This window comes from Rhodococcus sp. NPDC054953, from assembly GCF_053609225.1.
Window position 1 is genome coordinate 114,611 of the sequence record NZ_JBSGXD010000011.1, and the last position, 14,706, is coordinate 129,316.

The 14,706-nt window shown below is 72.0% G+C and carries 6 protein-coding genes; 1 reads left to right on the top strand and 5 read right to left on the bottom strand.

The annotated features are described in order from the left end of the window. Positions 1 to 102 precede the first annotated feature (102 nt). The 3 genes from ACWF62_RS10480 to ACWF62_RS10490 form a co-directional block, all read right to left on the bottom strand. On the bottom strand, positions 103 to 927 hold the full coding sequence (locus ACWF62_RS10480) for a sugar phosphate isomerase/epimerase family protein (protein WP_378506398.1): 825 nt from the start codon (positions 925 to 927) through the stop codon (positions 103 to 105). Positions 928 to 989: 62 nt separating this feature from the next. Beyond that, entirely contained in the window at positions 990 to 2,312 is a 1,323-nt protein-coding gene (locus ACWF62_RS10485; protein ID WP_452629993.1) for a hypothetical protein, read from the bottom strand. Then, entirely contained in the window at positions 2,309 to 3,259 is a 951-nt protein-coding gene (locus ACWF62_RS10490) for a Ppx/GppA phosphatase family protein (protein WP_378569903.1), read from the bottom strand. The genes ACWF62_RS10485 and ACWF62_RS10490 overlap by 4 nt, the downstream gene beginning before the upstream one ends. A gap of 66 nt (positions 3,260 to 3,325) precedes the next feature. On the opposite strand from ACWF62_RS10490, the gene ACWF62_RS10495 reads away from it, so the two are divergent. Next, on the top strand, positions 3,326 to 4,129 hold the full coding sequence (locus ACWF62_RS10495; RefSeq protein WP_452629998.1) for a hypothetical protein: 804 nt from the start codon (positions 3,326 to 3,328) through the stop codon (positions 4,127 to 4,129). A gap of 3 nt (positions 4,130 to 4,132) precedes the next feature. Here ACWF62_RS10495 and ACWF62_RS10500 read toward each other — a convergent pair whose 3' ends face one another. Together ACWF62_RS10500 and ACWF62_RS10505 are read right to left on the bottom strand one after the other, a co-directional pair. After that, positions 4,133 to 5,173 carry an alpha/beta hydrolase gene (locus tag ACWF62_RS10500; RefSeq protein WP_452629995.1) on the bottom strand — a complete coding sequence of 347 codons (1,041 nt, stop codon included), beginning with the start codon at positions 5,171 to 5,173 and terminating at the stop codon, positions 4,133 to 4,135. Positions 5,174 to 5,176: 3 nt separating this feature from the next. Continuing rightward, the coding region (locus tag ACWF62_RS10505) for an amino acid adenylation domain-containing protein (protein ID WP_452629996.1) at positions 5,177 to 14,706 on the bottom strand (9,530 nt) is incomplete at its 5' end.

The window sequence follows — 14,706 nt, forward strand, 5'->3', positions numbered from 1 at the left end:
GTTGGTGGTCTTGCGTGGGGGGGGGGGGGAAGTTTTTTTGGGTTCTGGGGAGGAGCTCCCCCCCAACGGGGGGGAAACCCCCCCCACGGTCCGCGGCAGCGGCTATCTCGCGAGGTGCTCGCGGGCGAACGCCAGCGACTGCGCCAACATCGACCTGCGTTCGGCCCTGGTGCGCGCGTTCTGCGTGTTGATCTCGAGCACCACGTGCCCGTCGAACGCGGACGCGGCCAGCGACCGGCACATCTGCGCGCAGGGCTGGCTGCCGTGCCCCGGGATCAGGTGCTCGTCCGCGGACGCACCGCGGCCATCGGCCAGGTGCAAGTGGGTCAGGCCCTCCCCCATCCGGCTCGCGAGCGCGGCCGCGTCCATCCCGGCGGTCGCGGTGTGCGAGAGGTCAAGGGTGTAGTGCGCGTGCCCGACATCGGTCGGGTCGTAGGACGGCGCGAACGCGGACACGCCGGGTCCCGGACCGCCCCGCTTCTCCAGCCGCTCGGCCGACTTCGACTTCGCACCCCAGAACCGGTCGGCGCGCATCGGGAACATGTTCTCCACGGCAACCGCGACATCACTGCGCTGCTCAAGGTCGTGCACCTGATCGGCGAACCCGTCCGCGTACCGGCGTTGCCACCGGAACGGCGGGTGCACGACGACGGTCCGCGCGCCGAGGGCCTCCGCGGCCCGCACCGACCGTTCCAGCTTGGCGACCGGGTCCGCGCCCCACACCCGCTGCGAGATCAACAGGCACGGCGCGTGCACGGCCAGCACCGGGACCGCGTACTTCCGGACCATCCGCGTGACGGTGGCCAGGTCCTGACTGGCCGTCTCCGCCCACACCATCAGCTCGACACCGTCGTAGCCGAGTTCGGCGGCGTACTCGAACGCCGCCTCCGTGTTCTGCGGGTACACCGACGCCGTCGACAGACCCACCAGGATCCGGTGACCCCGGCCCGCCGCCCGGTCCACCGGACCGCCGCTTCCCGCCGCCACCGTCAGCTCGAACTGAGCACGAACACGAGGGGGCCGATCGTCACGAATACGCCGACGATCACCGCGATCAGCAGGCTCAGCAGATCCTCGGTCTGACGCAGGATGCGGACCACCGCGACCAGCCCGGCGATCACCAGCACGGCCAGTACCAGCGCCACCCACGGCAGCGATTCCCACAGCTTCTCGAAGCCCTTGAACAGCAGCGCGCCCGCGACGATCGCGACGACGGCCTGCCCAACGAGCACTGCCCACTGGCGGAGCGCGCCGCCGCGGCTGGTGCTCGCCTGCTCCGCAGGGCCGTCGTCCTCGTCGTCAACCGCGGGGGCGGGGCCGGTGTCGTCGCGTCCTGCCGGCTTCGCGGCAGGCGCCACCGTCACATCGGTGGCCTCGGCGGCCCCCGGCGTGTCCGTGACCCGCGGGAACTCGCCCGTGGTGTGCACCAGCGCCCGCGCCTCGTCGAGCGACTCGGTGCGGGCACTGCGGGCCTGACGCAGCAGGTCCGCCTCGAGGCTCGAGCCGGACAGCAGCGCGGGCTCGCGGACGGTGGGCGTCCCCGTGTAGGGCTTGGCCTTCGACCCGGCCGACGCGTCGGGCGCCTCCGGCTCCGGCTCCGGCCGGAACCGGCGCCCCGTGCTCGCCGCGGGCACCACCGTGGTCTTCTCGGCCGGCGACTCGGAGCCGAGGCCCGCCGACGGCACCGAACCGCTGGCGACCGAGCCGCCCGCGGCTGGCGTCACGGCGTCGACGACGGTCGTCTTCTCGACCGCCGACGCGGGCGCCGGGGTTGCGGTGCTGGCAGCGGCCGGTGCTGGCGAGGGGATCGGCCCCGACACCGTCGGGGGCACCGTCCCGGCCGGGGCCGCGGTCGACAATGCGCTGTCCTGCGCGGACCGGTCGGCCGCGGCCTTGCGGTCCGCGTCCGCCTTCGCGAGCACCGCCCGCCGCAGCGCCGGGATCGCCTGGGTGTGATCGACCTCGGCGGGGACGCCGGGCGCGACGGGCAGCGACGGCGGCGTTACCTCCGGAGTCGTGCTGACCGACGGGATCGGGTCCGGGGCCTCCGGGCGCGGGGCCGGGGCGGCAGGGACCGCACCGGCACCGGAGGCGCCTGCGATGTCGTCGTCCGGGTCGGGTGCGGCGCGCCGGTTGCGCGGCCGGACATCCGCGTCCGACACCACCGGCAGTTCACCGGTCAGTTCGGCAACACTGATCCCGCCTGCTGCGCCGCGGCGCCGCCGCCCGCCCCGCGACTCGACCTGCTGACCGTTGCGGGCGAGCAGCTCCGCGACGGAGATCTGCCCGGTGTCCTCGGGCTTGCCACTCATCGCGCCACCACCAGTTCGCCGCCCATATCCGTGTCCAGTTTGCGCAGGATCAGACCCTCCCGCAGCGCCCACGGACAGATCTCCAGCTCGTCCACCGACAGTGCCCGCATGCTCGCCTCCGCAATCAGTGCGCCTGCCACGATCTGTTGTGACCGGTCCGCGCTCACACCCTCCAGCTCCGCGCGGTCCGACGTCGTCATCCGCGAGATGAACGCGATCAGCTGGCGCAGCCCGCTCGCGGTCAGTGTCCTCCGGACCCGGGGGCCCGCGGCGGAGGGCGCGGCCCCGGTGAGTCGCGCCAGCGACCGGAACGTCTTGGACGTGCCGACCACGCGGTCGGGGGAGCCCGCGGCGCGCAGCGCCTTGGCCGGCTCAACCAGTTCCGCGTCGAGCCAGTCCCGCAGCACCGCGACCCGACGCTTACCCGGCGGGTCGGACTGCAACCAGTCCCTGGTCAGTCGCCCCGCGCCGAGCTGCAGCGAGAACGCGACGTCCGGGTCCTCGTCCCCGCCCGCGGTCATCTCGAGGGACCCGCCGCCGATGTCGAAGTTCAGGATGCGGCCCGCGCTCCATCCGTACCAGCGGCGCACCGCGAGGAAGGTCAGCCGGGCCTCGTCGACCCCGGACAGCACCTCCAGGTTCACCCCGGTCTCGGCCCGCACCCTGGCGAGCACCGCCTCGGAGTTGTTGGCGTCCCGGACCGCGGACGTCGCGAACGCCATCAGCTCGCCGCACCCGGACGTGGCCGCGATCGACGCGAAGTCGCCGACGGCCGCGACCAGCCGATCGGCGCCGCCGACGGTGATGTCGCCCGCCGCGTCGGTGTTTTCCGCGAGCCGCAGCGTCGCCTTGGTCGAACTCATCGGGGTGGGATGCGCACCCCTGTGCGCATCGACCACCAGAAGGTGGACGGTGTTGCTTCCGACGTCGAGTACCCCTAACCGCACGTGACCACGGTACTGGGTCTACCGTCTGGCACTGTGACAGCAGGCGCCGCCCCGAACACCGCGAAGATGACGCCCACTCCGGAGGTGGACCTCAACTTCCCCCGCGAGTGGATCGAGTTCATCGACCCGGCGAATCCCGACCACCTCATCGCCGCCGACCTGACCTGGCTTCTTTCCCGGTGGACCTGCGTGTTCGGCACCCCGGCCTGCCAGGGGATCATCGAGGGCAGGCCCGACGACGGCTGCTGCTCGCACGGCGCCTTCCTCTCCGACGAGGAGGACCGCGAGAAGCTGGACCGCTGCGTGAGCATGCTCACGCCAGCCGACTGGCAGTTCATGGAGAAGGGACTCGGCAAGAAGGGCTACGTCGAGGAGGACGACCTCGACGACGAACCGGCACTGCGGACCCGCAGGCACAAGGGTGCGTGCATCTTCCTGAACCGCCCCGGCTTCGAGGGCGGTCTCGGGTGCGCGTTCCACATCATGGCGGTGCGCGAGGGCATCGAGCCGCTCGAGGTGAAGCCGGACGTGTGCTGGCAGTTGCCGATTCGGCGCACGCAGGAGTGGGTGGACCGGCCGGACGGCGAGCAGATCCTGCGGACCACGCTCACCGAGTACGACCGGCGCGGCTGGGGTGAGGGCGGCGCGGACCTGCACTGGTACTGCTCGGGGTCGCCGGACGCGCACGTCGGCACCCGGCCGGTGTGGCAGTCGTACGGCCCGGAGCTGACCGAGCTTCTCGGGGCCCCGGCGTACGCGGAGTTGGTGCGGCACTGCAGGCGACGGGCCGGGTTGGGCCTGATCGCGGTGCACCCCGCGACGTCCGCGGCCCGCGACGCAAGGGCGGCAGCCCGGCCCGCCGAGGCCTGACGGCTACGCCTCGTCGACGCCGAGCGCGCGGGCCAGCGTCGGCCACGACCGGCGCAGCGTGTCCTGCCAGTACCCCCACGAGTGGGTTCCGGTCGGCTGCAGGTCGGTGTCGACGGGAATGCCGAGCTCACCGAGGCGCGCCACCAGCCGGTGGGTGCAGTAGTTGGCGGCCGCCTCAATCGCCCCGCCGACGACGATCTGGTCCTGCAGCGGCGGCGACAGCGCGGGCCGCGGCGCCTCGGGACGTTCGAACTCGCCGGGCAGCCCGGTGCCGCTGGAGACGAACAGCTCGAGCCCGCGGAGCTTGTCGGCGTTGACGTACGGATCGTGCCGGACCCATTCCGGGTCGCCGGGCGGACCCCACATGTTCCGGGTGTCGCCCCGGCCTGCGACCTCGACGACGGCCCGCACCATCGCCTGCCCGATCGGGTCGCTGGTCATCGCGCAGCCGCTGTACGAGGCGACCCCGCGGTACAGGCCGGGGGCTTGGATGGCGAGGTCGAGGACCGAGCTCGCGGACATCGACAGACCGCCGATCGCGTTGACCCCGTTGGCGCCGAGCGCCGCGTCGAGGACCGGCGGCGCCTCCTCGGTGAGGAACGTCTGCCACTGGTTGCGGCCGAGCTTCGGGTCGTCGCGTCGCCAGTCGGTGTAGTAGCTGATGTAGCCGCCAACCGGGATCGCCACGTTCACGTTCTTGTCCGCGAAGAAGTCCTCGATGTCGGTCTGCCCGATCCAGTTCGCCCCGTCCTCGCCGCCCCCGGCCCCGTTGAGCAGGTACAGCGTCGGCCGGGGGGCGCTGGTGTCGGCCGGGCGCAGCACCTGGAACTCCACCACCTCGTCCATCGACGGCGCGTACACGAAGACGTTCCACCGCGTGTCGTCGATCTTCTCGATGCGGTCGAGCCGGCCCGCCTGCGTGGACTCCCCCGCCGCCTCGGTGGCGGCGGCGGGGGCGGGGGCGGCACCCGCGGCGGCTACGCCGAGCGGGGTCAGCGCCACCGCAGCGACCAGGGCGGGCAGGATCGTCCAACTGGACCGCATACGTCAGTGTCCGTTTCTCGTCGAGGCTCCGGGCCCACCGTCGGCGACGGCGAGGTGCGCCCGCGTCACCGGGCCGATCGTGTCGAGGGACGCGGGCACGGTCATGTGCCAGTGCGTGCTCTCGACCTGATGGTTATCGATGCCTCCGCTGACGAACGGACGCCACGTCCGGGCACCTCGTGATCCCGTGGAATCATCCAGTGCCGCGGTGAAGTACAGCAGATCGCCCGCGAACACTCCCGGCCGATGACGCTCCATGAGGTCGGAATTGTGTTGGGCGCTCGCGATCATCCGCTGAACGTGCTCGGCAGTCAAGACCGAGAGCGGTCCACCGATGGCGGGCAGCAGCGTCGACGCCGCCTCGGTGAGGGCCTCCGCGGACAGGGTGTCCAGGCCCGCGGGAAGCTGCCCGTCGAATCCGAGTCCCGCCAACAGATCTGCGGCACCGACCGGCACGGCCGGTTCGGTCCGCTCGATCCGCTCGGCGATGCTGTCGAGCATGGTCAGCGACTCCACCCGCTCCCCGACCTGCTGCAACTGCACCGCCATCGCGTGTGCGAGGACCCCGCCGAGCGACCACCCCAGCAGGTGGTACGGGCCCGACGGTTGGATCCGCCGGATCTCGGCGACGTACCGCGCGGCGAGCTCGTCGAGCGAGGCTGGCGCGTCGCCGTCCGCCACGATCGCCGGGGACTGAATCCCGTAGACCGGCCGCGAGGCGTCGAGGTGCTGCGCGAGACCGGTGTAGCACCAGGACAATCCGACGATCGGATGGATGCAGAACAGCGGGCTATCGGTGCCAGCGGTGCGGATCGGGTAGAGCACCTGCAGCGCGGACTCCGCATCGCCGTGACCGGCCGCCATGCGCGCCGCGATGGACGCCGGGGTGGGGTCCGTCATGAGCAGCTGCAGCGACACCTCCGCTCCCGTCAGCTCCCTGAGCCGGGTCACGACGCGCACCGCCACCATCGAGTTGCCGCCGAGTTCGAAGAAGTTGTCGTCGGCACCGACCCGCTGCACACCGAGCAGTTCCTCGAACACCGATGCCACCGCGCGTTCCCCGTCCGTCCCCGGCCTGCGGTATTCGGTCGGTGTGAAGACCGGGTCCGGCAACGCCTTCCGATCGAGTTTGCCGGTGACGCCAAGCGGCAGCGCGTCGAGGGGGACGATCACCGCAGGCACCATGTAGCTGGGCAGCTCCCGACCGAGTGCGGAGCGCACTCCGGAGGGATCGAGGTCGGTCCCCGGGTTTGGTACCACGTAGGCGACCAGACGACCGCCGAGCGTCGGGTCGTCGACCGCGGCGACGGCCGCCGCGTCGACACCGGGGCACCGGCGCAGCGCCGCCTCGATTTCGCCGAGCTCGATGCGGAAGCCACGTACCTTCACCTGGAAGTCGGACCGGCCCAGGTACTCGATGCGACCGTCGGCACGCCACGCGGCGACGTCGCCGGTCCGATACATCCGTTCGCCGGCATCGCCGAAGGGGTTCGCGACGAACCGGTCCGCGGTCAGACCGACCCGACCGTGGTAGCCGCGGGCGAGCTGCGTACCGGCCAGGTACAGCTCGCCACGGACACCGACGGGGACGGGCCGCAGCCGCTCGTCGAGGACGTAGGTCCGGGTGTTCCACTCTGGCACGCCGATCGGGATGGTGACGCCGTCCTCGTCGCTCGTCCGGTGCGCGGTGACGCTGACCGCGGCCTCGGTTGGCCCGTACAGGTTGACCAGCTCGGCTCGGTTGCCTGCCCGGAACTCGCGTGCGGTCTCCGCGGGGAGGGCCTCGCCGATCGCCAGCACCCGCCGCAGCGACGACGGCAGCGTGCCGCCCGCCGCTGCGAGCAACATCGACAGCATCGACGGCACGGTGTGCAGGGTGGTGACGCCCTCCTCCTCGATCAGCTCGAGCAGGTGGTCCGGGTCGCGGTGCCCGTCCGCGGCCGCGACGACGAGGCATCCACCCGAGGTGAGCGCGGACCAGAATTCCCACACCGACAGGTCGAAGGTCGCGGCGGTCTTGAGCAAGGCCGAGTCGGTCGAATCGAGTCCGAATTCGGCTTGCTTCCAGAGCAACTGGTTGACGATCGCGGCGTGCCCAACGGCGACGCCCTTCGGAGTTCCGGTCGACCCGGACGTGAAGATCACGTAGGCGGTGTTGGCACCGCGCAGCGGCGCCCGACGTTCCGCCGCCTCGATCGGCGTGTCCGGGTATCCCGACAGGTCGAGGTCATCGATGTCGAGCACGGGTGCGACGCCACGCACGGCGACCCGATCGACCGAGGTGGTGAGTACGCACACCGGTGCCGCGGTGGCGAGGATGTGCCCGATCCGGTCGGCGGGATGCTCGGGGTCGATCGGCACGTAGGCGCCGCCCGCCTTCGCCGTCGCGTACATGCCGACCACCAGGTCGATCGAGCGGCGCATCGCAAGGGCAACCGACGACTCCGGACCGACACCCAGCGAGATCAGGTGCCGCGCAAGCCGGTTCACACGAGCGTCGAACTCGACGTAGGTGAGCCGGTGGTCCTCGAACACCAGTGCCGGGTGGTCGGGTGTGCGAGCGACCTGCTCGTCGAACAGATCCACCAGGGTGCGATCCGCGGGGAGCGGGCGGCCGGTGTCGTTCCAGTCCACGAGCATCAGGTCACGTTCGCTGCCGTCCAACAGGTCGATGTCACCGACGGTCGTCGACGGGTCGGCGGCGACGGCCGCGACGAGCCGACCGAACCGGTCGGCGAGGGTGCGCACGGTGGCCTCGTCGAACAGCGCCGCGGAATAGGTGAACGCCGCCGACATGCCGAGCGGCTCACCGGACGTGCCGTACCGGTCGGTGACAACGAGGTGCAGATCGAACTGTGTGAGGTTGGAGGTGTAGTCCACTCCGCTGACGGTGAGGCCGGGAAGCTCCAGGCTCGCCGCTTCCTGGTTCTGGAAGGAGAACCCGATCTGGAACAGCGGGTGCCGGGCGGTCGACCGCACCGGATTGACGACCTCCACCAGTCGCTCGAACGGCACGTCCGCGTTGCCCATCGCCGCCAGGTCCGCCTCCCGGACCCGAGCGAGAACTTCGTCGAACGCCCACCCCGGACGGATCGCGGACCGAAACACCAAGGTGTTCACGAACATGCCGACCATCCCGTCGAGGGCGTGCCCGCCGCGCCCCGCGATCGGGGTGCCCACCGCAATGTCGTCGGTGCCGGACATTCGCGCAAGGAAGGTCGCGAACGCGGCGTGCACCACCATGAACAGTGAGGCACTCGCGCTGGCGGCCAGGTCGGCCAGCAGCCGGTGGGTGTCGGCGTCGATGTCGAAGCCGACCTTCCCACCAGCGGTCGACGCGACCGCGGGCCGCGGCCGATCCGAGGGTAGTTCGAGCAGGTCGGGCTGTCCGGCCAGTGCCTGGCGCCAGAAGGAGATCTGCCGGGACACCGCCGAGTCGGGGTCGTCCTCGGACCCGAGCACCTCCCGCTGCCACAGCGCGAAGTCGGCGTACTGCACGGGCAGCGGCTCCCACCCGGGAGCGGCTCCACGCCGCCGTGACTCGTAGGCGACGACGACGTCACGGGCGAGCGGTCCGACGGAGAAGCCGTCGCCGCTGATGTGGTGGATCGCCAGCACCAGCACGAAGGCGTCCGGCGCGGTGCGGAGCAGCCGGCCGCGGACCGGTACCGCGGTGGTCACGTCGAAGCCCCGACCGAGCACGTCGAATATCCGCGCGGTCAGCTCGGCCTCGGTCACCTCCACCGGTGTGAGGTCGAGACCGACCTCGGTCGCGGGCACGATCACCTGGACGGGGCCGTCCCCGTCCTCCGGGTACACCGTCCGCAGCGACTCGTGCCGGTCGAGTACGTCGTCGACCGCGGCCCGCAGCGCCGCGACATCGAGGTCGCCGTCGAGCCGGATGGCGACCGGGATGTTGTAGGCGGCCGACTCCGGGTCGAAGCGGTTGAGGAACCACATCCGGGACTGCGCCAGCGAGAGCGGGATCCGCGCCGGACGCGGCCGCGCGACGAGCGCGGGGAGCGCCGATCCGGTCGAGTTCTCGACGCGCAGCGCGAGCGCGGCGACGGTGGCCGCCTCGAACACGTCCCGAACCCCGATTCCCGCACCGGCCGCCTCGTTGACCCGGGCGACGAGACGCGTTGCGGTCAGCGAGTTGCCGCCGACGGCGAAGAAGTCGTCGTCGGCGCCGACCCGCTCCAGCCCGAGCAGTTCGGCGTAGACGGCCGCGACGAGCAGCTCGGTGGCGCCGACCGGTTCGCGGTAGTCCGCCGCGCCGGACCCGAACTCCGGTGCGGGCAGTGCCCGGCGGTCCATCTTCCCGGCGGGTGTGGTCGGGATCGTGTCCAGCACCACGACCGCCGACGGCACCAGTGCCCGCGGCAGGTGCCGCGCCGCCTCGGCCAGCACGGCGGCGGCCTCGGCCACCGCGTCGGCGACCGGGACCACGTACCCGACCAGCTGGTCACCGAGCGTGGGGTGCCGGTGCACGGTGGCCGCGGCGACCGCGACCGCCGGGTGCCGGGTCAGCGCGGCCTCGACCTCACCGAGTTCGACCCGCAGCCCGCGCACCTTCACCTGCGCGTCGGCCCGGCCGACGTAGTCCAGCAGGCCGTCCGCTCCGAGCCGCACCAGGTCGCCGGTGCGGTACATGCGGGAACCGTTGTCGCGGTAGGGGTTCGCGACGAACCGTTCCGCGGTCAGCGCGCCGCGTCGGTGATATCCCCTGGCCAGCGCCGCGCCCGACAGGTACAGCTCACCCGTCACCCCGACCGGCACCGGCCGCAGCCGGGTGTCGAGGACCATCACCTCGGCGCCCTGGATCGGCGAGCCGATCGGGATACGCCGCGGCGAGCCGCTCGGAACGTTCTGCTTCGGACGGGTGGCCGGGTGCAGGTCGTCGCCGATCGTGATGACGATTGTCGTCTCGGTCGGCCCGTAGCTGTTGAAGAAGCGGCGACGCACCCCTGCTCCGTCGCCGACGAACTGTTCGACCAGCATCGGCGGGCACACGTCACCACCGACGATGACAGTCGCCAACTCGGGAAGCCGGTCCGCGTCGACGGTGCCGAGCGCGGCTGGCGCGGTGAGGATGTGGGTGACGCGTTCGCGTGCCAGCAGGTCCGTGAGTTCCGCGCCGCCTATCACGTCGGGCGGCGCGACCACCATCGCGGCGCCCGCGCTGAAGGCGTGGATCATCTCGAACATGGACGCGTCGAAGCTCGCCGACGACAACCGCAGCACCCGGGAGGCCGCGGTGGCGCCGAGCTCGGGGCGGGCCGTGGCGGTGAAGGCGGCCAGCCCGGTGTGGGTGACGACGACGCCCTTCGGCACGCCCGTCGATCCGGATGTGTAGATCACGTACGCCGCGTGGTCGGGACGCAACGCTGTCGTGCGCTCGGCGTCGGTCACCGGCTCTGCCGTGAACGGATCGGCGTGGCCGGGGGTCACCCAGTCGACTCCTGCGGGCAGTGCCGCCGTCCCGACCTCATCGGTGATACCCAGCCGCACACCGGAATCGGTGATCATGTGCGCGATTCGTTCGGCCGGGTAGGCGGGGTCGACGGGCACGTACGCGGCGCCGGTCTTGGCGACCGCCCACAGGGCGATGATCGACTCCACCGACCGCGGCAGGGCAACGGCGACCGCCTGTTCGGGCCCGGCTCCGCGGTCGATCAGCGCCCGCGCCAACCGATTCGACCGAGCGTCGAGGTCCGGGTACGACAGTTCGGCGTACGACGAGGCACCGCCGTCGTACACCACCGCGACGTCTCCGACACCGACACCGGCCGTCAGCAGGTCGGGCAGCAGCGCGGTGGCTGGCGCATCGGCTCCCGCGCGCACCGGCAGCGTCACCCGCTCGTCGGCGTCGAGGATCTCGATGTCCCCGACCGCGGCGTGCGGCGTCGTCAACGCGGAGTCGAGGATCCGAACGAAGCGGGCCGCGAGGGTTTCGATGGTGACGCGGTCGAACAGGTCGGTCGCGTAGGTGATGGCGGCGGGGAGCGCACCGTCGGCGTCCGCGCTCTCCGACACCGTGACCGCCAGGTCGAACTTCGCTGTCACGACATCGGATTCGAGCGGAGTGAGGGTCAGGCCCGGCAGTTCGAACGGCGTCGATCCGAAGTGCTCGAACGAGAGCATCACCTGGAACAGCGGGGTGAACGCGCTCGAGCGGACCGGTGCCAGGATCTCCACGAGCCGCTCGAACGGCAGGTCGGCGTTGGAGAAGGCCGCGAGGTCGGCGTCCCGCACCTCGGTCAGCACGTCCCGGAACGAGCGGCCCGGAGCGATGTCGGTCCGCAGCACGAGGGTGCCGACGAACATGCCGACGAGGTCGTCGAGGGCCCGCTCGCCGCGGCCCGCGATGGGGGTGCCGACCGCAATGTCGGTGCCGCCCGTCATTCGGCTCAGCAGCACCGCGAGGGCGGCGTGCACGACCATGAAGACCGTCACCCCGCGCTCGGCGGCGTGGTCCCGCAGCCGGGTCGCGAGGTCGGCACCGATGGTGAAGTGGACGCGGTCGCCGTGCCCGGTCCGGGTGTCCGGGCGCGGGCGGTCCGTCGGCAGGTCGATCACCTCGGGCAGCCCGGCCAGCACCCGTCGCCAGTGGGCAATCTGCCGGGACACCGTCGAGTCGGGGTCGTCCTCGGACCCGAGCACGTCCCGCTGCCACAGCGTGAAGTCGGCGTACTGCACGGGCAGCGGCGCAACGGCCGGGGCCGTGCCGTTCCGGCGGGCCTCGTAGGCGACGACGACGTCCCTGGCGAGCGGGCCCGCCGAGAATCCGTCGGTGGCGATGTGGTGCACCGACAGCAGCAGCACGTGGTCGTCGGCGGCGACGCGGAGCAGGCGCCCGCGGATCGGGACGTCGGCCGCGACGTCGAAGCCCGCGCCGAGGACGGCGACCACCGCCGCGGCCACGTCGGACTCCGCGACGTCCACCGGGTCGAGGTCGAGGCGCACCCGGTCGGCGGGCAACACCACCTGGTGCGGGCCGTCCGCGGCGTCGGGGTACACCGTGCGCAGCGACTCGTGCCGGGCCAGCACGTCGCGCACCGCCGCCTGGAGCGCGCCGGTGTCCAGCCCACCGGTCAGCCGGACCGCGAACGGGATGTTGTACGCGGCGGAGGTGGTGTCGAATCGGTTGAGGAACCACATTCGGGATTGCGCTGCCGACAACGGGATCCGGTCCGGGCGTGGCCCGGCGACGAGCGCAGGCCGGGACGGGGCGGCCGCCGCGGCCGCGGCGCGGGTGGCGAGGCCCGCGACGGTGGGTGCCTCGAACAGGTCGCGGACGCCAAGGGTGATGCCGAGGTCGGCGTTGATCCGGGCGACGACGCGGGTGGCGGACAGCGAGTTGCCGCCGATCGCGAAGAAGTCGTCGTCGGCGCCGACCCGGTCGGCGCCGAGCACCTCGGTGTAGGCGGCGGCCACCGCATGCTCGGACCCGGTGGACGGTTCTCGGTATTCGGCCGCACCGGAGCCGAACTCGGGTGCGGGCAGCGAACGCCGGTCGACCTTTCCTGCCGGTGTCATCGGGATCGACTCGAGCACGATCACCGCCGCGGGCACGAGTGCCCGGGGCAGGTGTCGTGCCGTGTCCGCCAGCACCTCCGCGACATCGACGTCTGCGCCGTCGACCGGGACCACGTATCCGACCAGTTGGTCACCGCGCGCGCCGTCCCGGTGCACGGTCGCCGCGGCGACCGCCACCCGCTCGTGCCGGGCAAGGGCGGCCTCGATCTCGCCGAGTTCGACCCGCAGTCCGCGCACCTTCACCTGCGCGTCGGCCCGTCCGATGTAGTCCAGCAGGCCGTCCCCGCCGAGCCGCACCAGGTCACCGGTGCGGTACATGCGGGAACCGTTGTCGCGGTGGGGGTTCGCAACGAACCGGTCGGCCGTCAGCGCGCTGCGGCGATGGTAGCCGCGAGCCAGCGCCGGACCCGACAGGTACAGCTCACCGACGACCCCCACCGGAACCGGGTGCAGTCGGGTGTCGAGGACCATCACCTCGACGCCCTGGATCGGCGGACCGATCGTGATCCGGTCACCCACCGCGAGCGGCTGGGTCAGCGTGACGATGATCGTGGTCTCGGTCGGCCCGTACCCGTTGAGGAACCGACGCCCCGGGGCGAACTGCTCCACCAGCGCCGGCGGGCACACGTCGCCGCCGACGCCGACCATCTCCAGGTCAGGAAGCCGGGCCGGGTCGACCGTGCTCAGGGCCGCGGGGGCGGTCAGCACGTGCGTGACCCGCTCCCGTGCCATCAGCTCGGTCAGTTCCTCGCCGCCGAGCACGGACGGCGGCGCAACCACCATGGTGGCGCCCGCATTGAACGCCTGCAGCATCTCGCTGAGTGATGCATCGAAGCTCGCCGACGACAACCGCAGCACCCGGGACGAGGCCGTCACCGCGATCTCCGGGCGAGCCTGCGCGGTGAACGAGGACAGGCCGGTGTGGGTGACCACGACACCCTTCGGCATGCCGGTCGAGCCGGACGTGTAGATCATGTAGGCCGCATGCTCGGGCAGCACCGGACCGCGGCGGTCCGCATCGGTCACCGCCGCGGCGGAGACGCCGTCGACGCGGGCCGCATCGAGGGTCAGCCACTGCACCCCGGCGGGCATCGCGGCGCGTCCGGCGGCGTCGGTGAGGCCGAGCGTCACCCCCGAATCGGCGATCATGTGCGCGATCCGGTCCTCCGGGTAGGCCGGGTCGACGGGCACGTACACCGCACCCGACTTCGCCACCGCCCACAGCGCCACGATCGACTCCATCGACCGCGGCAGCGCGACCGCCACCGGACGTTCCGGGCCTGCGCCGTGACCGATCAGCACCCGCGCCAACCGGTTCGACCACGCATCCAGTTCCGGGTAGGACAGCTCGGAGAACGACGCACCCCCGCCGTCGAACACCACCGCGACGTCCCCGGCCGCGATGCCTGCGGTGAGCAGGTCCGGCAGCAGCATCGTCGGCAGGGCAGGAGCGGGCAGCGACACCGCGGCACGCTCGTCGGCGCCGAGCATCTCGAGGTCGCCGACGGCGAGGCCCGGATCCGCGGCGACGGCCCGCACCAGCCGCGCGAAGCGGTCGGCGAAGGCGCGGATCGTGTCCTCGTCGAACAGTGCCGTCGAATAGGTGAACACGGCACCGAGCCCGAGCGGGGCACCGGACTCGTCGGTGCGGTCCCGGATCGTCAGCTGGAGGTCGACGGGCGACAGCGCGATGCCCGGGTCGACCGGCTCGATCCGCAGGCCGGGCAGCTCAAGGCTGCCGGGACGATGGTTCTGCAGCGCGAATCCGGCCTGGAACAGCGGATGCCGCGCGGTCGAGCGGATCGGGTCGAGCGCCTCGACGATCCTCTCGAACGGTACGTCCGCATTGGCGAACGCGGCTAGGTCCCGATCGCGAACCTCGGCGAGCAGGTCGGTGAACGAGCCGTCCGCGCGAACCTCGGTGCGCAGCACCAGGGTTCCGACGAACATGCCGATCACGTCGTCGAGGTCGGCGTGGCCGCGCCCCGCGACGG